At 52.0% G+C, this 18,304-nt stretch carries 24 protein-coding genes; 11 read left to right on the top strand and 13 right to left on the bottom strand.

Features of this window, described 5'->3' with window-relative positions; genetic code table 11:
- Positions 1-305 precede the first annotated feature (305 nt).
- From oppA to oppF, 5 genes are all read left to right on the top strand, one after another.
- Positions 306-1,937, top strand: a complete 1,632-nt coding sequence (oppA, locus tag AB182_RS13280) for an oligopeptide ABC transporter substrate-binding protein OppA (RefSeq protein WP_047370518.1) — start codon at positions 306-308, stop codon at positions 1,935-1,937.
- Positions 1,938-2,021: 84 nt separating this feature from the next.
- Positions 2,022-2,942: an oligopeptide ABC transporter permease OppB gene (oppB, locus tag AB182_RS13275; protein ID WP_047370517.1), complete on the top strand. Its 921-nt coding sequence runs from the start codon at positions 2,022-2,024 to the stop codon at positions 2,940-2,942.
- Positions 2,943-2,956: 14 nt separating this feature from the next.
- Positions 2,957-3,865 carry an oligopeptide ABC transporter permease OppC gene (gene oppC / locus AB182_RS13270; protein ID WP_047370516.1) on the top strand — a complete coding sequence of 303 codons (909 nt, stop codon included), beginning with the start codon at positions 2,957-2,959 and terminating at the stop codon, positions 3,863-3,865.
- Positions 3,866-3,876: 11 nt separating this feature from the next.
- Positions 3,877-4,890: an ABC transporter ATP-binding protein gene (gene oppD / locus AB182_RS13265; RefSeq protein ID WP_047370515.1), complete on the top strand. Its 1,014-nt coding sequence runs from the start codon at positions 3,877-3,879 to the stop codon at positions 4,888-4,890.
- Positions 4,887-5,891 carry a murein tripeptide/oligopeptide ABC transporter ATP-binding protein OppF gene (oppF, locus tag AB182_RS13260; RefSeq protein WP_047370514.1) on the top strand — a complete coding sequence of 335 codons (1,005 nt, stop codon included), beginning with the start codon at positions 4,887-4,889 and terminating at the stop codon, positions 5,889-5,891. Before oppD ends, oppF begins: the two co-directional genes overlap by 4 nt.
- A 40-nt stretch (positions 5,892-5,931) precedes the next feature.
- Here oppF and AB182_RS13255 read toward each other — a convergent pair whose 3' ends face one another.
- Both AB182_RS13255 and cls read right to left on the bottom strand, forming a co-directional pair.
- The gene (locus AB182_RS13255; protein WP_047370513.1) at positions 5,932-6,261 is read right to left on the bottom strand and encodes an HI1450 family dsDNA-mimic protein; all 330 of its coding nucleotides are present in this window, start codon (positions 6,259-6,261) and stop codon (positions 5,932-5,934) included.
- Between the two features lie 34 nt (positions 6,262-6,295).
- A complete protein-coding gene (cls, locus tag AB182_RS13250; protein ID WP_047370512.1) occupies positions 6,296-7,756 on the bottom strand; it encodes a cardiolipin synthase in 1,461 nt (486 codons plus the stop codon).
- 143 nt (positions 7,757-7,899) lie between these two features.
- Between cls and AB182_RS30555 the strand changes: the two genes are divergently transcribed.
- From AB182_RS30555 to AB182_RS13240, 3 genes are all read left to right on the top strand, one after another.
- Positions 7,900-8,073 carry a YciY family protein gene (locus AB182_RS30555; protein WP_139153702.1) on the top strand — a complete coding sequence of 58 codons (174 nt, stop codon included), beginning with the start codon at positions 7,900-7,902 and terminating at the stop codon, positions 8,071-8,073.
- A gap of 64 nt (positions 8,074-8,137) precedes the next feature.
- On the top strand, positions 8,138-8,755 hold the full coding sequence (locus AB182_RS13245; RefSeq protein WP_047370511.1) for a LysE family translocator: 618 nt from the start codon (positions 8,138-8,140) through the stop codon (positions 8,753-8,755).
- Between the two features lie 17 nt (positions 8,756-8,772).
- Positions 8,773-9,111, top strand: coding sequence for an SMR family transporter (locus tag AB182_RS13240; RefSeq protein ID WP_047370510.1), 339 nt, complete (start codon positions 8,773-8,775; stop codon positions 9,109-9,111).
- A gap of 56 nt (positions 9,112-9,167) precedes the next feature.
- Here AB182_RS13240 and AB182_RS13235 read toward each other — a convergent pair whose 3' ends face one another.
- Positions 9,168-9,464, bottom strand: coding sequence for a YciI family protein (locus tag AB182_RS13235; protein ID WP_047370509.1), 297 nt, complete (start codon positions 9,462-9,464; stop codon positions 9,168-9,170).
- A 219-nt stretch (positions 9,465-9,683) separates the two neighbouring features.
- Here AB182_RS13235 and tonB point away from each other — a divergent pair, with 219 nt between their 5' ends.
- Positions 9,684-10,406, top strand: coding sequence for a TonB system transport protein TonB (tonB, locus tag AB182_RS13230; RefSeq protein ID WP_167337914.1), 723 nt, complete (start codon positions 9,684-9,686; stop codon positions 10,404-10,406).
- A gap of 28 nt (positions 10,407-10,434) precedes the next feature.
- On the opposite strand, the gene yciA is transcribed toward tonB, so the two are convergent.
- The 4 genes from yciA to AB182_RS13210 all read right to left on the bottom strand — a co-directional run bounded on the left by yciA (position 10,435) and on the right by AB182_RS13210 (position 12,714).
- The gene (yciA, locus tag AB182_RS13225; RefSeq protein ID WP_047370508.1) at positions 10,435-10,836 is read right to left on the bottom strand and encodes an acyl-CoA thioester hydrolase YciA; all 402 of its coding nucleotides are present in this window, start codon (positions 10,834-10,836) and stop codon (positions 10,435-10,437) included.
- Between the two features lie 126 nt (positions 10,837-10,962).
- Entirely contained in the window at positions 10,963-11,502 is a 540-nt protein-coding gene (locus AB182_RS13220) for a septation protein A (protein WP_047370507.1), read from the bottom strand.
- 39 nt (positions 11,503-11,541) lie between these two features.
- Positions 11,542-12,285, bottom strand: a complete 744-nt coding sequence (locus tag AB182_RS13215) for a YciC family protein (protein WP_047370506.1) — start codon at positions 12,283-12,285, stop codon at positions 11,542-11,544.
- Between the two features lie 33 nt (positions 12,286-12,318).
- Positions 12,319-12,714 (bottom strand): YkgJ family cysteine cluster protein, encoded by a 396-nt coding sequence (locus AB182_RS13210; RefSeq protein WP_047370505.1) that lies wholly within the window; start codon positions 12,712-12,714, stop codon positions 12,319-12,321.
- 281 nt (positions 12,715-12,995) lie between these two features.
- Here AB182_RS13210 and ompW point away from each other — a divergent pair, with 281 nt between their 5' ends.
- On the top strand, positions 12,996-13,631 hold the full coding sequence (gene ompW / locus AB182_RS13205; RefSeq protein WP_047370504.1) for an outer membrane protein OmpW: 636 nt from the start codon (positions 12,996-12,998) through the stop codon (positions 13,629-13,631).
- Between the two features lie 54 nt (positions 13,632-13,685).
- Here ompW and AB182_RS13200 read toward each other — a convergent pair whose 3' ends face one another.
- The 3 genes from AB182_RS13200 to AB182_RS32615 are packed head-to-tail and all read right to left on the bottom strand — an operon-like array spanning position 13,686 to position 14,523.
- Positions 13,686-13,871 carry a hypothetical protein gene (locus AB182_RS13200; RefSeq protein WP_047370503.1) on the bottom strand — a complete coding sequence of 62 codons (186 nt, stop codon included), beginning with the start codon at positions 13,869-13,871 and terminating at the stop codon, positions 13,686-13,688.
- Between the two features lie 32 nt (positions 13,872-13,903).
- Complete coding sequence (locus AB182_RS13195) at positions 13,904-14,359, bottom strand: MDR/zinc-dependent alcohol dehydrogenase-like family protein (protein WP_052958831.1); 456 nt, start codon at positions 14,357-14,359, stop codon at positions 13,904-13,906.
- Positions 14,356-14,523: a hypothetical protein gene (locus AB182_RS32615; RefSeq protein ID WP_167337883.1), complete on the bottom strand. Its 168-nt coding sequence runs from the start codon at positions 14,521-14,523 to the stop codon at positions 14,356-14,358. Before AB182_RS32615 ends, AB182_RS13195 begins: the two co-directional genes overlap by 4 nt.
- Positions 14,524-14,556: 33 nt before the next feature.
- On the opposite strand from AB182_RS32615, the gene AB182_RS13190 reads away from it, so the two are divergent.
- Complete coding sequence (locus AB182_RS13190; protein WP_222708279.1) at positions 14,557-14,898, top strand: MarR family winged helix-turn-helix transcriptional regulator; 342 nt, start codon at positions 14,557-14,559, stop codon at positions 14,896-14,898.
- 35 nt (positions 14,899-14,933) lie between these two features.
- On the opposite strand, the gene trpA is transcribed toward AB182_RS13190, so the two are convergent.
- Genes trpA through trpCF form a run of 3 tightly spaced genes read right to left on the bottom strand, consistent with a single transcriptional unit; the run spans position 14,934 to position 18,303 of the window.
- Entirely contained in the window at positions 14,934-15,740 is an 807-nt protein-coding gene (trpA, locus tag AB182_RS13185) for a tryptophan synthase subunit alpha (RefSeq protein ID WP_047370501.1), read from the bottom strand.
- Positions 15,740-16,933 (bottom strand): tryptophan synthase subunit beta, encoded by a 1,194-nt coding sequence (gene trpB, locus AB182_RS13180; protein WP_047370500.1) that lies wholly within the window; start codon positions 16,931-16,933, stop codon positions 15,740-15,742. The genes trpA and trpB overlap by 1 nt, the downstream gene beginning before the upstream one ends.
- 11 nt (positions 16,934-16,944) lie before the next feature.
- Positions 16,945-18,303 (bottom strand): bifunctional indole-3-glycerol-phosphate synthase TrpC/phosphoribosylanthranilate isomerase TrpF, encoded by a 1,359-nt coding sequence (gene trpCF, locus AB182_RS13175; RefSeq protein WP_047370499.1) that lies wholly within the window; start codon positions 18,301-18,303, stop codon positions 16,945-16,947.
- Between the last annotated feature and the right edge of the window lies 1 nt (position 18,304).

Raw genomic sequence — 18,304 nt, 5'->3', positions numbered from 1 at the left:
GGCGACGGAATTGGCCATTTGGTACTTTCCGGCCCTATATTTGCAATAAGAACACGCGCAGATGAGAATTATTTTCAAATAAAAATCTCGTCATGCAAAAGTAACATGCGTCTCGACAGGGGAGACGTAGATGAAATCGACGTAAGGGCGCCATCCGAGCGGCTTGTAAGAAATAAAGTCGGTGATAGCAAGCAGTAAACGATGCCTGACAGCAGCCAAAAGCTCCTGCGCTGTACAGGCCCCCTCAGGGGACAAAACAGGCTGGCATTAATGTCAGTAATTATAATGAGTGGAGTATCAACACAATGTCCATCATCACAAAAAAAAGTCTCGTAGCGGCTGGAATTCTCACCGCGCTAATTGCAGGTAACGTAGCCATGGCGGCGGATGTTCCTGCTGGCGTTCAACTGGCAGAGAAGCAAACGCTGGTTCGTAATAACGGCTCTGAAGTACAGTCGCTTGATCCGCATAAAATTGAAGGCGTGCCGGAATCGAACGTCAGCCGCGATTTGTTTGAAGGTCTGTTAGTATCAGATGTTGAAGGCCATCCGAGCGCGGGTGTTGCTGAAAAGTGGGAAAACAAAGACTTTAAAGTCTGGACTTTCCATCTCCGTAAAGATGCGAAATGGTCCGATGGTTCGCCGGTTACGGCACACGACTTTGTCTATAGCTGGCAGCGTCTGGCAGACCCAAAAACTGCATCCCCATACGCCAGCTACCTGCAATATGGTCACATTGCGAATATCGATGACATCATCGCCGGTAAAAAACCAACCTCAGACCTGGGCGTAAAAGCGATTGATGACAATACCTTTGAAGTGACGTTGAGCGAACCGGTTCCTTACTTCTACAAATTGTTGGTACATCCTTCCGTCTCCCCGGTACCGAAAGCCGTTGTCGAGAAATTCGGTGACAAATGGACCCAGCCCGCGAACATCGTTACTAACGGCGCGTACAAACTGAAAGATTGGGTGGTCAACGAACGTATCGTGCTTGAGCGTAATACCAATTACTGGGATAACGCGAAAACGGTGATTAATCAGGTTACTTACCTGCCTATTTCCTCAGAAGTGACTGACGTTAACCGCTATCGCAGCGGTGAAATCGACATGACCTATAACAACATGCCGATTGAACTGTTCCAGAAACTGAAACAAGAAATTCCAAAAGAAGTCCACGTTGACCCCTATCTGTGTACTTATTACTACGAAATCAACAACCAGAAAGCGCCGTTCACTGACGTTCGCGTTCGTACCGCGCTGAAACTGGCTCTTGATCGTGACATTATTGTCAACAAAGTGAAAAACCAGGGTGACTTGCCGGCATACAGCTACACTCCGCCATACACTGACGGTGCAAAACTGGTTGAGCCGGAATGGTTCAAGTGGTCACAAGACAAACGTAACGCAGAAGCGAAAAAACTGCTGGCAGAAGCAGGTTACACTGCTGACAAGCCGCTGACATTCAACCTGCTGTACAACACGTCTGACCTGCACAAAAAACTGGCTATCGCTGTTGCTTCTATCTGGAAGAAAAACCTCGGTGTGGATGTCAAGCTGGAGAACCAGGAATGGAAAACCTTCCTTGACAGCCGTCATCAGGGCACCTTTGACGTGGCGCGTGCAGGCTGGTGTGCGGACTATAACGAACCGACATCCTTCCTGAATACCATGCTGTCTGACAGCTCTAACAACACCGCGCACTATAAGAGCCCGGCCTTTGATAAGCTGATTGCCGACACGCTGCAAGTTACCGACGAAGCGCAACGCACCGAGCTCTATACCAAGGCTGAACAGCAACTTGATAAAGACTCTGCGATCGTCCCGGTGTATTACTACGTGAACGCCCGTCTGGTGAAACCGTGGGTGGGTGGTTATACCGGTAAAGACCCGATGGATAATATCTACGTTAAAAACTTGTATATTATCAAGCATTAATGGCAATGAGTGGGGCAGGGTCATCCTGCCCCACAGTGTCTTATTTCATCGCACTACAAAGGCACAGGCCAGAAGGTACGGGCAATGTTGAAATTTATCCTACGTCGCTGTCTGGAAGCGATTCCGACGCTATTTATTCTTATCACGATCTCATTCTTTATGATGCGCCTTGCGCCGGGTAGTCCTTTTACCGGTGAGCGTACGCTGCCGCCAGAAGTCATGGCGAACATCGAAGCGAAATATCATCTGAACGATCCGATTCTGACCCAATACGCCAGCTATCTGAAACAGCTTGCGCACGGTGATTTTGGGCCGTCATTTAAATATAAAGATTACACGGTGAATGATCTGGTCGCTGCCAGCTTCCCCGTTTCCGCGAAGTTAGGCGCTGCGGCATTTTTGCTGGCGGTGATTTTTGGCGTGAGCGCAGGTGTCATCGCCGCGCTGAAACAAAATACCAAATGGGACTATTCCGTGATGGGGCTGGCGATGACCGGGGTTGTAATACCGAGCTTCGTGGTTGCGCCGCTACTGGTGATGATATTCGCCATTACGCTTAAATGGTTACCTGCCGGGGGATGGAATGGCGGCGCGCCAAAATTCATGATCCTGCCGATGGTCGCATTGTCTCTGGCCTATATCGCCAGCATTGCGCGTATAACACGTGGCTCAATGATAGAGGTGCTGCATTCGAACTTTATTCGTACCGCACGTGCGAAAGGCTTACCGATGCGGCGCATTATTTTCCGCCATGCGCTTAAACCCGCGTTATTACCTGTGCTCTCCTATATGGGGCCTGCCTTTGTCGGGATTATCACCGGCTCGATGGTTATCGAAACGATTTATGGTTTGCCGGGTATCGGTCAGCTGTTTGTGAATGGCGCATTAAACCGTGATTACTCGCTGGTATTAAGTTTGACCATACTGGTAGGGACGTTGACTATTTTATTTAACGCGATCGTTGATGTGCTGTATGCCGTTATCGATCCGAAAATTCGTTATTAACACTGGAGTACGCCATGATGTTAAGTAAAAAAAACAGCGAGGCGCTGGAAAACTTCAGTGAAAAACTGGAAGTAGAAGGTCGCAGTCTCTGGCAGGATGCTCGCCGTCGCTTTATGCACAACCGCGCGGCGGTCGCCAGCCTGGTGGTGTTGTTATTTATCGCGCTCTTCGTGGCCCTTGCGCCGATGCTGTCGCAGTTTAGTTACTTCGATACGGACTGGGGCATGATGTCCAGTGCCCCTGATACAACCTCCGGGCACTATTTTGGTACGGATTCATCCGGCCGTGATCTGCTGGTGCGCGTTGCCATTGGTGGACGTATTTCTCTGATGGTCGGCATTGCAGCCGCGCTGGTTGCGGTTATCCTGGGGACGCTTTACGGCTCCCTGTCCGGCTACCTCGGCGGTAAAGTGGACTCCGTGATGATGCGTCTGCTTGAGATCCTCAACTCTTTCCCGTTTATGTTCTTCGTCATCCTGCTGGTGACATTCTTCGGGCAAAACATCCTGCTTATTTTTGTGGCGATCGGTATGGTTTCCTGGCTGGATATGGCGCGTATCGTTCGTGGTCAAACGCTCAGCCTCAAACGCAAAGAGTTTATCGAGGCTGCTCAGGTCGGTGGTGTATCGACTGGCAATATCGTGATTCGCCATATCGTTCCGAACGTGCTGGGCGTGGTGGTGGTGTATGCCTCGCTGTTAGTACCGAGCATGATTCTGTTTGAATCTTTCCTCAGTTTCCTTGGCCTGGGGACGCAAGAACCGTTAAGCAGTTGGGGCGCTTTGCTCAGCGATGGCGCGAACTCAATGGAAGTTTCCCCGTGGCTGTTGTTGTTTCCGGCAGGCTTCCTGGTGGTGACGCTATTCTGTTTCAACTTTATCGGCGATGGGTTACGTGATGCCCTCGACCCGAAAGATCGTTAAGGAGTGCTGTTGTGAGCAAGCATGAAACCTCATTGGCGCCACAGGCGCAGCAGCATTCGGACATTCTTCTGGATGTTAACGATCTGCGAGTAACTTTTAAAACGCCGGATGGTGACGTTACGGCGGTAAACGACCTGAATTTCAGCCTGCGCGCCGGTGAGACGCTGGGTATCGTGGGTGAATCTGGTTCGGGTAAATCTCAGACCGCATTTGCACTGATGGGGCTGTTGGCATCGAATGGGCGCATTGGTGGTTCGGCGAAATTCAATGGCAAAGAGATCCTGAACTTGCCGGAACATGCGCTGAATAAGCTGCGTGCTGAACAGATCTCCATGATTTTCCAGGATCCGATGACCTCGCTAAATCCCTATATGCGGGTCGGCGAGCAGTTAATGGAAGTGCTGATGTTGCATAAAGGTATGAGTAAGGCCGAAGCGTTTGAAGAGTCAGTCAAAATGCTCGACGCAGTGAAAATGCCGGAAGCGCGTAAGCGTATGAAGATGTATCCGCATGAGTTCTCCGGCGGGATGCGCCAGCGCGTGATGATTGCCATGGCGTTAATGTGTCGACCGAAGCTGCTGATTGCCGACGAACCGACCACCGCCCTGGATGTGACCGTGCAGGCGCAGATCATGACGTTGCTCAACGAACTTAAGCGCGAATTCAACACCGCCATTATCATGATTACCCACGATCTCGGCGTTGTTGCGGGCATCTGTGACAAAGTGCTGGTCATGTACGCCGGGCGTACCATGGAATACGGAGTGGCGCGCGATGTGTTCTACCACCCGGCACATCCCTATTCTATCGGTCTGCTCAATGCTGTACCGCGCCTTGACGCCGAAGGTGAAGAGCTGCTGACCATCCCCGGTAACCCGCCGAACCTGTTGCGGTTGCCAAAAGGGTGTCCGTTCCAGCCGCGTTGCCCGCATGCGATGGAAATCTGTAACAGTGCTCCGCCGCTGGAGGAGTTTGCCCCGGGACGTTTGCGCGCCTGCTTTAAGCCGGTGGAGGAACTGGTATGAATGCCGTTACTGAAGAAAGAAAAGTACTCCTTGAAATTGCTGACCTGAAAGTCCATTTCGACATTAAAGACGGTAAGCAATGGTTCTGGCAGCCATCCAAAACACTGAAAGCGGTAGACGGCGTCACGCTTCGTTTGTATGAAGGGGAAACCCTGGGGGTCGTGGGCGAGTCCGGTTGCGGAAAATCGACTTTTGCCCGTGCGATTATTGGTTTGGTCAAAGCCACCGACGGTAAAGTGGCCTGGCTGGGCAAAGATTTGCTCGGTATGAAGCCTGATGAGTGGCGCGATGTGCGCAGTGACATTCAGATGATTTTCCAGGACCCGCTGGCATCCCTGAACCCGCGTATGACGATTGGTGAAATCATTGCAGAACCGCTGCGTACGTATCATCCGAAAATGCCGCGTCAGGAAGTGCGTGACCGCGTCAAAACCATGATGATGAAAGTGGGCCTGCTGCCCAACCTGATTAACCGCTACCCGCACGAGTTCTCCGGCGGCCAGTGTCAGCGTATCGGTATTGCGCGTGCGCTGATCCTCGAGCCAAAGTTGATTATCTGTGACGAACCGGTTTCCGCCCTTGATGTGTCTATCCAGGCGCAGGTAGTCAACTTGCTGCAAAAACTGCAGCGGGAAATGGGGTTGTCGCTGATTTTTATCGCCCACGACCTGGCGGTGGTGAAGCACATCTCCGATCGTGTTCTGGTAATGTATCTTGGCCATGCTGTAGAGCTGGGAACCTATGACGAGGTGTACCACAATCCACAGCACCCTTATACCAAAGCATTGATGTCTGCCGTACCGATTCCGGACCCGGATCTGGAAAAGAATAAGCAGATTCAATTGCTGGAAGGGGATTTGCCTTCGCCAATCAATCCGCCATCAGGCTGCGTGTTCCGCACGCGTTGCCCGATTGCTGGCCCCGAGTGCGCACAAACGCGCCCGGTTCTGGAAGGAAGTTTCCGTCACGCGGTCTCCTGTCTTAAGGTCGACCCGCTCTAAATGAAAAAGGCTGACGAAAGTCAGCCTTTTCTTTTTACCATCACTCGCGCCAGAGAATATGGCACAACTTATGGTCTTTCTCTCGACAGAGCAGTACGCGGGCAAATACATCATTGATTTCGCCGCCGTCACTATCCGCCAGGCCAATGACCACTTCTGCGAAAAAGTCCGGATTTAGATCGTAATCAACGTGCTCTTGCCAGTCTTCGCCTGGATCAAACAATTCCGCACCGCCACGCTCTTCAAACTGAAGATTGAACAGAATGATGTCTGCCGGATCGAGATTATCCGCCGCAAGTTCGAGAAAAATATCGTAAGCCTGCTCCAGCGTTTCGTCTTCGCTCAGGCGGTTGTTCAGATCCATTTCCATAATGACTACCTGTTTAATATCATTTGGGCACGTTTTACAGCAATGGGCTAAAGAAGTAAAACAGTCGTTCTGCAATCCGGTGCCAGAACGGACGCTTAACCCAAAGACGCGCGTCAAGTAAGCGAGAACGCGAGATATAATCATCCTGAACGGCGGCCAGATCGCTGCCAAACCCGGTATCGTCAATAACCAGCGTAATCTCGAAATTAAGCCACAGACTACGCATATCAAGGTTCACTGTTCCCACCAGGCTTAACTCGCCATCGACCAGCACGCTTTTAGTATGCAGAAGCCCACCTTCAAACTGATAGACTTTTACCCCCGCAGCCAGTAGCTCGGTGAAAAAGGCCCGACTGGCCCAGCCAACAAGCACCGAGTCATTCTTACGCGGCAGGATAATGCTGACGTCCACGCCTCGCTGCGCGGCGGTACAAATGGCATGCAGAAGATCATCGCTGGGGACGAAGTAGGGGGTCGTCATAATCAGGTATTCGCGCGAGGCATAAACCGCGGTCAACAACGCCTGGTGAATAAGGTCTTCCGGGAACCCCGGACCGGAGGCGATGGTGTGGATGGTGTGTCCGCTGGCCTGCTCGAACGGCATGATATTGGCATCGGGCGGCGGTGGGAGGATGCGTTTACCGGTCTCTATTTCCCAGTCGCAGGAGTAGACGATTCCCATCGCGGTAGAAACCGGGCCTTCCATGCGAGCCATCAAATCGACCCATTGACCGACGCCAGCATCCTGTTTGAAGAAACGAGGATCCACCATATTCATACTGCCGGTATAAGCGATGTAATTATCGATGAGGATCATCTTACGGTGCTGGCGCAGGTCCATCCGACGCAAAAAGACACGCATCAGATTAACTTTTAGCGACTCAACCACTTCAATCCCTGAGTTGCGCAGCATATCGGCCCACGGACTGCGAAAAAAGGCTACGCTGCCCGCTGAATCAAGCATTAAGCGGCAATGTACGCCGCGCCGAGCGGCAGCCATCAAGGATTCAGCGACCTGATCGGCCATTCCCCCCGGCTGCCAGATATAAAACACCATCTCGATGTTATGGCGGGCAAGCTGAATGTCGCGGATTAATGCCTGCATAACGTCGTCTGAGGAGGTAAGAAGCTGGAGTTGATTCCCTTTCACGCCCGCAATGCCCTGACGCCGTTCGCAGAGTTTGAACAGTGAAGTGGCAACGCTGCTGTTTTCAGTAGCGAAAATATGATGATAGGTCTTAAGGTCTTTTAACCACTTGGCGGTGGATGGCCACATCGCACGAGCGCGTTCTGCCCGGCGTTTGCCAAGATGTAGTTCCCCAACGGAAAGATAAGCAATAATTCCCACCAGAGGGAGAATATAAATAATCAGTAGCCACGCCATGGCAGAGGGGACCGCCCGGCGCTTCATCAGGATGCGAAGCGTCACACCTGCGATGAGCAGCCAGTAGCCCAAAATGATCAGCCAACTCACAACCGTGTAGAAGGTTGTCATAACAAAAAATCCTTTTGAAAATCTGATATAAGGAGTTTACGCATAAGGACTCATCTGGCAAATAAAAACGGCGCTGAAAAGGGGTGGTCTGGTGGCGACCAGGGTTTATAATGGGGCTTCTGTTTCAGGAAAGAGTCGTAAAAATGAAGCGTAGTAGAACGGAAGTGGGGCGCTGGCGCATGTCACGACAGACCAGTCGTCGCAAAGCGCGCTGGCTGGAAGGGCAGTCCCGTCGCAATATGCGTATCCACTCGATTAGAAAGTGTATCCTAAATCGGCATCGCAATGCGTTAGTTTTTGATTTTTACGGGTTCTGATGATCATGGGCACCTTCATGGTGCCCACAGTTTTTTATAAGGTTCTTAAAAAGGTGAATGCGCAATGTCTGTTATCGATAGTTTGATTGCTTTTACCTTTGCGGCGACACTGCTTACGCTCACACCGGGTCTCGATACCGCGCTAATTTTACGTACTGCCGCAGTGGAGGGACGTAGTCAGGCATTTAAAGCCGCCTTCGGCATTAACACCGGTTGTCTTATTTGGGGAGCCGCCGTTGCTTTTGGCCTTGGGGCATTAGTTGCGGTATCGGAGCTCGCGTACGCCATTCTTAAATATTGTGGTGCTGCCTATTTATGCTGGCTGGGACTGAATATGCTCTTTCGCCCGCGTACCGCTGTTTTTTCTGTTGCCGATGAAGATAAAAAGCAGAACTGGTTCATTCGTGGCATGTTAGGCAATGTGCTGAACCCGAAAATGGGTATTTTCTATGTCTCTTTTTTGCCACAGTTTATTCCGCATGGACAGCCTCTCATTATTTGGACATTTGGCCTGGTAATGATCCACGTGGTGCTGGGAACCGTATGGTCGACAACATTAATTGCGGCGACGCGCCCGTTGTCATCATTTTTACGTAAAGAAGCCGTTATACGTTGGATGGATCGCACAACCGGTGTTGTGTTTTTGCTCTTCGCAACGCGTCTTGCGCTAAGTAAACGTTAATTTGTCAGTGGATAACCATGAATAAAGAAGCCATTATTTTTCTCGCCCTTGCGATTATCTCCGAAGTCATCGCGACCACTGCGCTCAAATCGTCTGACAGTTTTACCCGTCTGGTACCCAGCATTATCAGTATTGTCGGCTATTGTATTGCCTTCTGGTGCCTGACCATTCCTATGCGCACCATACCTACCGGAATAATTTACGCCATCTGGTCCGGGGCAGGCATCGTATTAATTGGTACCGTCGGCTGGATTATGCATGGGCAGAAACTGGATTTTCCGGCGATGCTGGGGATGGGATTAATTATTGCAGGCGTGGTAATCATTAATGTGTTCTCGAAAACCATCGCCCATTAAAGGCCGGTAAAATAAGGGGTAATGTGTATTCTTACCCCTTTATTGTTTCTGGCAAATCAGAATACTTTTTTAAACGGTTTCACGGTGACCTGCTGGTAAACCCCTGCCGCAACATACGGGTCAGCATCGGCCCAGTCCTGTGCCGCTTCCAGAGATTCAAATTCCGCGATAACGGTAGAGCCGGTAAAACCCGCAGCACCCGGATCGTTACTGTCAACGGCTGGCATGGGGCCTGCCGTTAATAAGCGACCTTCATCATGCAACATTTGCAGGCGCGCCAGGTGAGCAGGGCGCACGGATAGGCGTTTTTCGAGAGAATCAGCGACGTCCTGCGAGAAAATAACGTAAAGCACGGGTAGGGCTCCTTCACCATGAGAAAACCATTACGTTATGTGAATCCATAAATACCTGCAACGCAAAGATGAAGGTAGAAAGGTATCCCTTTTCATTGTGTGCTTTTTTTAACCGAAAACGCGCAAAAAAACGGTCAGATGCGTTGGCTGGTTGAATATGATTGCTATTTGCATTTAGAATCTAGCTTTGCTTTTTCAACTGAAACGATTATGACTTCAATGGCCCTTGATTTACCCCGTCGCTTTCCCTGGCCGACACTGTTGTCCGTCGGTATGCATGGCGCTATTGTGGCGGCCATCTTGTATGCCTCGGTACATCAGGTTATTGAATTACCGGCACCCGCTTCGCCGATTACGGTGACTATGGTGACACCGGCCGAGCTGGAACCGCCGCAGGCGGTGCAGCCGCCACCAGAACCCGTCGTGGAACCCGAACCCGAGCCCGAGACCGTTCCGGAGCCACCCAAAGAGGCGCCGGTGGTCATCCACAAACCTGAACCAAAGCTAAAACCCAAACCGAAGCCGAAACCGGAGAAAAAGGTTGAGCAGCCTAAACGGGAGGCAAAACCAGCCGAACCCCGCCCGGCGACATCGGTCGAAAGTAATACTCCGCCGCGTCCGGTGATGAATAGCGCTCCAGCCAGCACCAGCAAACCGGCGCCGTCGGTCCCGGCAGCTCCGCGGGCATTAAGCCGTACTCAGCCTCAATATCCTCCACGTGCACAAACGCTGCGTATTGAGGGACGTGTTCGTGTGAAATTTGACGTATTAGCGGACGGACGTATCGACAACGTGGAAATTCTTTCAGCGCAACCAGCGAATATGTTTGAACGTGATGTGAAAACGGCCATGCGTAAATGGCGTTATGAACCTGGTAAACCGGGCACCGGTATCACGGTCAATATCATCTTCCGCATGGATGGTGGCGCGACAATGGATTAAGCAATAAAGCCTCCGATGGAGGCTTTTTTTATGCCTGCGCCGGGAGTGGGCGCGGTTTACCGTCGTTATCTACGGCGACATAAATAAACAGTGCCTCCGTGGCCTTATAACGTTGACCGATAGGCTCTGAGGCGACCTTTTTAATCCAGACTTCGACGTTGATGGTGATCGACGTATTTCCGCGCTTCACGCAACGCGCATAACAGCACACCACATCGCCCACAGCGACTGGACGCAGGAAACTCATGCCGTCCACACGGACCGTGACGACACGTCCATGAGCTATCTCTTTAGCAAGAATCGCACCGCCCATATCCATTTGTGACATCAGCCAGCCGCCAAAAATATCACCGTTTGCGTTGGTATCCGCCGGCATCGCCAGTGTGCGCAGGACAAGTTCGCCCTGCGGTGCATCCTGAGTGTTAGACATGATCATCTCATTAATAAAAAAGGGGGAATTCTGGCGGGATGCTACTATGGATTTATAGCTAAAAACAATTAGATAAGCTGATATATGGGAAAAAAGCCGGGCAACTCCCGGCTTTTTGCGTGCGACTCAGGGTTTATCGTCCTGCGGCATATGGCGATAAATATAGATGCCGCTTAAAACGGTAAAGATGAGCGTCAGTGCGGTTAAACCAAACACTTTGAAATTCACCCAGATATTCTGCGGTAGCCAGAAGGCGATATAGATATTCGCCAGACCACAGAGGATGAAAAACAGCGCCCAGGCGAGGTTCAGTCGTTCCCAAACCACTGGCGGCAGCGTGAGCTCTTTACCCAGCATGCGCTGGATAAGCGGTTTTTTCATGACCCACTGGCTAAACAGCAGCGCACCAGCAAACAGCGCGTAGATGACCGTGACTTTCCATTTAATAAATTCATCATTATGGAAGAATAGCGTCAGCCCACCGAACACGGCCACCAGGATAAACGTAATCAAGGCCATCTTTTCGACTTTGCGGTAACGCACCCAGCTATAAATCAGGACAACAGCCGTAGCGATGATCAGGGCTGTCGTCGCTGCATAAATGTCATACAGCTTGTAAAACGCGAAAAACACTACCAGTGGGAGAAAATCAAGAAACTGCTTCATTCTACGGTTCCGTTAAATTGCCTGCATGCAGGCGAAAAATCACTGACGTATCAGCATATACAGGCGAAACAGATAAATGAGCAACGCTACAGATATCATGTTGCTTACCGTGTTGGCGACCACCGCACCGATTTCAGGCGTGAGAAACGCTAAATTGTGCGCAAACATCATCAGGGCAATTTTCGCTATCAACCAACCGATCACCGCAGGCGCGACCAGACGCATGTTGTCCCAACCCAGGCGCATACTGCCGCGCATCGACGTAAACACCCCCGCTTTATCCTGGACGATCATCACTGGCGCGAATGCCAGAAGAATGGCCAGTATGACGCCGGGTACGAAGATGAACATCATGCCAAGTTGAACCAAAAAGGTTGTCAGTATGAACAGGACAAACAGCGCGGGCAAAACTGGCGCACTGGCTCCGATGGCACGAAGCGCGCTGACGCGTTGCCCTGCTGAGATCATCCGAATCATCATCAACACGCTGCCCGCCAGAATGGCATTTCCGATCAAACCGGAGAACGTGGCAGCCGCTGATAAGTGCAATAATACCTGCTGCTGTTCTGGCGTCATGTTACGCACCAGGTCGAACAACCCGGTGCTTTCCGTCAGATAATTGCCTTCACCCAGGATCGAAAGCTGGGCTTCGCTGGGCGAAAAGACGCGCCCTAACAGCACTGTAATAAATGCACATAGAAGTGCAATCAGCAAAATGGTAACAAACTGATTACGAAAAAAATTCCCCGTGTCACGGTAAACGGATTCCGCCGTGATAGACATGCACTCTCCTTGAGTTCTGCAATGTTAAATTCATCACAATTGTACCCTGAAAGCGTCATCGGTGGCAGCCTCCGTAGATGTATGGAAAAGCATATCTTTGTAAAGCGGCGGTAATCCGTAATACGCACGGGCGCGATCGCAGGCCTCATTTGCCTCGTTATTCTCGCCCGACATCATAAATTCACGGCATGGAGACGGACGTTGCTCATAAATGCGGCAACGCGCTGATTCACCCGGCACGCCTTCCAGCGCGACACAATGGCTTTGCTTCTGATTGGTTCCGCACATACAGCGTAAAAAAGGTGTGACAGGCTCGGTTAGGTGAGCCGGGACTGTGCCGCCAGCATCATCCGCCTCGGCCCAGTAGAAAGAGACACGAAAATAAGCACAACAGGCTCCGCACGACATGCACGGGTTGAGATCACTCATGGCACACCTGCAATCACTACGCATCAATTCAAATTATGAGTTGATAAAAGTAGACCCACGGGCACGTGTCCGCAAGAGGGAGCGATGACGATATTTTTGGCAAGTTTAAACGGAAAAATTGATGTGAATACAAAAGTTAAGTGTTGCGAATGACAGTCAAAATTAATTCAGATCAATAAATGTTAAATTAGCGAATGTAATGTGATCCAGATTGGATCACGGTGTACTTATTTATAGGTATATTCACGGCGCCTATGAAAAACCACATACATGGAGTGGATATGAATAAATTAGCCGTGGCAACATTGATCCTGAGTAGTCTTTCCGCAGGCGCTTATGCGCATGAAGCGGGTGAATTCTTCGTGCGTGCCGGTACCGCAACCGTCAGGCCGACGGCGGGGTCAGATAATGTGTTAGGGAGTCTGGGGAGTTTTAACGTCGATAATAATACCCAGCTTGGCCTGACCATGACGTATATGGCAACAGACAACGTTGGCGTGGAATTACTGGCGGCGACGCCATTTCGCCATAAAGTAGGAACGGGCCCAACGGGTGATATCGCGACCGTTCACCATTTACCTCCGACACTGATGGCACAATGGTATTTTGGCGATGCCGCAAGTAAAGTCCGCCCTTATATTGGCGCCGGTATCAACTACACCATGTTCTTTGATGAAAAATTCAACGATACGGGTAAATCGGCAGGACTGTCTGATTTGAGTCTGAAAAATTCCTGGGGCGCGGCAGGACAGGTTGGGGTGGATTACTTAATTAACCGCAACTGGCTGATTAATGCCTCGGTCTGGTACATGGATATTGATACAGACGTCCGCTTTAAAGCGGGAGGCGCGCAGCAAAGCGTGAGTACGCGTCTCGATCCGTGGGTCTTTATGTTTGCAGCTGGCTATCGCTTCTGACAAGCGTTATATAAAAACTGGCCTCATGGTGGCCAGTTTTTATCAACGATACGATCATGTTAGTTTTTTCAACATGCCATACGATCCCCAATTGATAGCCATCGCGACAATAACCCCTATGACCCAGGGAATACGTGAACCGGCAAAATAGTAATGCCCAATATAACTGCCAAGGGTAAAACAGGTGAAAATAGTGGCAACGGTAAACCAGCCTCTTATTAAGGCGGCTTTATTAAACATCTGGATATCCTTACCATTAAAGACAGTAGCGTCTAACGGATGATGAATACGCTTCGTTTTTTACTGTCATCCGTGTCCCACACATCCGCGACATTATTGAGCGGCAGCGGCGTGCAGGCAATGGAGAACTGCCCCGGTACGGCGGCGGCGAATAAAGATTGTGTTGCAGTTAACAATTGCGACAGCGTAAGGATACCGATTCCACTTCCCATCAGTTGAATCGGGGCGGAACGTAAAAAGGCATCGGGCAGGGTGATTTCGCCACCGGAAAGTGAACCGACCTGCACATAACGCAGCGCGCTTTTGTTTTTGGCGGCCGCCATCAGTATGTTTTCGGCGCGCGTACCCCACAGATAATCCACCACCACATCGATACCGTTGGCGAATTGCGCCGCCAGTTGTTCGCGAAGCGAGGTGTCATCCTCGTTGAGACAAATCGCCACATCACCACCCGCCTGCGCCACTGCCTGAGGATTACGCCCGTTCACAATGATTTTTCTGGCTCCAGGATAATGAGCGATTTGTACAGCGAGTTTTCCCGCGCGGCCCAGGCTGACGTCCCCGGATTGGCCATGGCTGCGGCGGTAACGCTATCCAGCCCGTCCGGCAACGCTATGCAATGGTTCAGGGCGACAGGCGCCTGCTCCGCCATACTTCCCCAGGGAGCGCGAAGGAAGGCAAAAGTGTGATGAATCATCCCTTACGCGATGTAGAGTTGATGCGTAAGGCAGACATTAATCTGGATCAGACGCTCTTTCCCTTGCTGGTGGCAATTGAACGCTTTGGGCCGCTCGGTGTGGTCGACCTGGCAAATCGGGCGGGGCTGGTACAGAAGACGAGTAACCCTGAGGACAGGCGCGTCAGCGCGGTATCGGTCAGCGAGGCAGGTAAAGCGATGACCCTGAAAATTGATGTGGGGCGTCAGCAGATGATGAATGCCACGTTTGAAAACTGGACAGCGCAGGAAGTGCAGGATCTGTTTCGGCTGGTGGAGAAATACGCACGCCCCCTTTCACGGAGTGAGTGAAAAACGCCCGGCGACGTACCGGGCGTTAGAGAGAATTACTGACGGGTACCCGCTTTCATCGCCCGGACAAATGCGCCAAGCTCTTCAAGCATCGCGGCAGGTTTATCCACGTTCTTCTCAATAATCTTGACGATAGCCGAACCTGAAATTGCCCCGGCAGCACCGGCGTCAATTGCCGCAGTCACCTGATCCGGTGCAGAGATGCCAAACCCCTGTAACGGCGGCGCGGCATTATACTCGGTCAGTTTTTCGACCAGATGATGTAACGGCAGTGCGGCGCGGTTTTCGGCGCCGGTTACCCCTGCGCGGGAGAGCAGGTAGGTGTAGCCGCGGCCGTGCGAAGCGATTTGACGTAGCAACTCGTCATCGGCGTTTGGCGGGCAGATGAAGATCGGCGCAACATTATGACGCAGCGCGGCCTGACGGAATGGAGCAGATTCTTCTACCGGCACGTCGGCGACCAGCACGGAGTCGACGCCCGCTTTTTCGCATTGAGCATAAAACTCATCAATACCGCGACTGAACACCAGGTTGGCGTACATCAGCAGGCCAATTGGGATCGTCGGGTGCTTTTGGCGAATCGCGGCCAGCATTTCAAAACACTGGCTCGGCGTGACGCCCGCGGCAAAGGCGCGCAGCGTTGCGTTCTGAATGGTCGGGCCGTCTGCCAGTGGGTCGGAAAACGGGATCCCTAATTCCAGGGCATCGGCACCCGCTTCAATCAGTGTATCGATAATTTTCAGCGATTGTTCAGGCGAGGGATCGCCCAGCGTGACAAAAGGAACAAATGCACCTTCCTTGCGATCCTTCAATTGCTTAAACAGTGTCTCGTAGCGTTCCATCAGATTTCCCCTCGCGCTTTCAAAATATCGTGTACGGTGAAGATGTCTTTATCTCCACGGCCAGACAGGTTTACCACCAGCAACTGCTCTTTTTCCGGGTTTTCACGCATCATTTTCAGCGCATGGGCCAGGGCATGGGAGGACTCCAGCGCCGGGATGATCCCTTCGTGGCGGCACAGCGTCTTAAAGGCCTCGAGCGCCTCGTCATCGGTGATGGAGACATAATCCGCACGACCAGTGCTGTTCAGATAAGCGTGTTGCGGGCCAACGGACGGGAAATCTAGTCCCGCGGAGATAGAGTAAGATTCCTCAATCTGCCCTTCATCGGTCTGCATCATTGGCGATTTCATACCGAAATAGATCCCCACGCGGCCATGCTTGAGCGGCGCGCCATGTTCACCGGTCTCGATGCCGTGTCCGGCAGGTTCTACCCCGATAAGGCCTACGCTGGTCTCTTCAATGAAATCGGCAAACATCCCGATCGCATTTGAACCACCGCCCACGCAGGCGATCACGGCATCCGGCAGACGGCCTTCTTTTTCGAGGATCTGCGCTTTGGTCTCTTCACCAATCATCCGCTGGAATTCGCGCACAATGGTCGGGAAGGGATGTGGACCTGCAGCAGTACCGAGCATGTAGTGCGCGGTGTCGTAGCTACCAGACCAGTCACGCAGCGCTTCGTTACAGGCATCTTTCAGGGTAGCGGAGCCACTATGCACCGGGATCACTTCCGCACCCATTAAACGCATCCGGAAAACGTTTGGCGATTGGCGCTCCACATCTTTCGCGCCCATGTAGATACGGCATTTCAGGCCGAGCAGGGCGCTGGCGAGCGCCGAGGCCACACCATGTTGACCCGCGCCAGTTTCGGCGATGATTTCGGTCTTGCCCATCCGCTTCGCCAGCAGTGCCTGACCCAGCACCTGGTTGGTCTTATGCGCGCCGCCGTGCAGCAGATCTTCACGCTTAAGGTACAGCGTGGTTTTGGTACCCTCGGTGATGTTCTGACATTTGGTCAGCGCGGTCGGGCGACCAGCGTAGTTTTTCAGTAAATCGGTGAACTGAGCCTGAAACTCGGGATCTTTTTGCGCGCTGACAAAGGCTTCTTCCAGCTGACGCAGTGCAGGCATCAGGATTTGCGGCACATACATGCCGCCAAACTCACCAAAATAGGGGTTTAATAATGTCGTCATGATTTTCTTCCTTAATAAGCGCGTAAAGTTCGGAATACCGAGGCCACTTTTTCGGCGTCTTTCTTCCCGGGTTCAGACTCTACGCCTGAATTGAAATCGAGTCCGGCACAGCCGGTTTTTGCCGCTTCTACGCAGTTATCTGCGCCAAGCCCGCCAGCAAGCAGGACGTTGTCCAGCGTTTGCCCTGATAACAGGCTCCAGTCAAAACGCTTACCGCTGCCGCCCTGACCGTTATCAAATAGATATTTATCGACGTGGTTCAGGTCGCGGGCTGGCAGGGTGTCGCCCACACTCAGGGCCTTCCAGATTTGCACGCTGTCCGGCAATTGCTTACGCAGCGTGTCGATGTAGTTCTGGTCTTCACTGCCGTGTAACTGTACGGCGACTAACCCCAGTTGCTCGACGTTTGCCGACACGGTTTCGACAGGGGCATTTCGGAACACGCCAACATACTGGAGCGGCGCGCCGGCCATCACCGTACGGGCCTGCGCGACGTCGACAGCTCGGGGGGATGAGGCGACGAAAATCAGACCGCCATAAATCGCGCCTGCTTCATGGGCGACACGGGCATCCTGCGCACGTGTCAGACCACAAACTTTATTCTCACCAAGCAGGACGCGTTTCACGGCAGCGTCAAGATCGTCATGAGACATCAGCGCGGAGCCAATCAGGAAACCGTTGGCGAAATGGCTCAGCTCACGCACCTGGGCATAAGTATTAATGCCTGACTCGCTGATAACCGTGACCCCAGCGCCGAGGCGCGGCGCCAACTGACGCGTACGGTTCAGATCAATGGACAGATCGCGCAGGTCGCGGTTATTGATGCCGACCACTTTCGCACCAAGCGCGATAGCGCGTTCCAGCTCTTCTTCGTTGCTGACTTCTGTCAGTACGCCCATGTTCAGGCTGTGGGCAACGGCAGAAAGCTGGCGGTATTGCTCATCATCCAGTACCGAGAGCATCAACAGACAGGCATCGGCCTGGTAAAAGCGCGCCAGATAAATCTGGTAAGGGTCGATAATGAAGTCCTTACACAGAATTGGCTGATGCGCGATGCGGCTGACGATGGGCAGAAAATCAAAGCTACCCTGGAAATATTTCTCATCGGTCAGCACAGAGATCGCCGACGCATGATGCTTGTACACCCCAGCGATGCGCGCCGGGTCGAAATCATTGCGAATCACCCCTTTAGACGGGGAGGCTTTTTTGCATTCCAGGATAAACGCGGTGCGCGTACCCTGCAGGGCGTCGTAGAAGCGACGGGTGCTCGGTACCACGTCATTCTGAAAACTGGCCAGCGGCTGCTGCTCCTTGCGGGCGGCTACCCAAATCGCCTTATCCGCGACGATTTTTGCTAATACGGTTTGCATT

Origin of the sequence: Phytobacter ursingii (assembly GCF_001022135.1) — a bacterium.
Taxonomy (GTDB): domain Bacteria; phylum Pseudomonadota; class Gammaproteobacteria; order Enterobacterales; family Enterobacteriaceae; genus Phytobacter; species Phytobacter ursingii.
The sequence above is the reverse complement of the archived record's forward strand: the minus strand, read 5'-3'. Positions and strand labels throughout refer to the sequence as shown.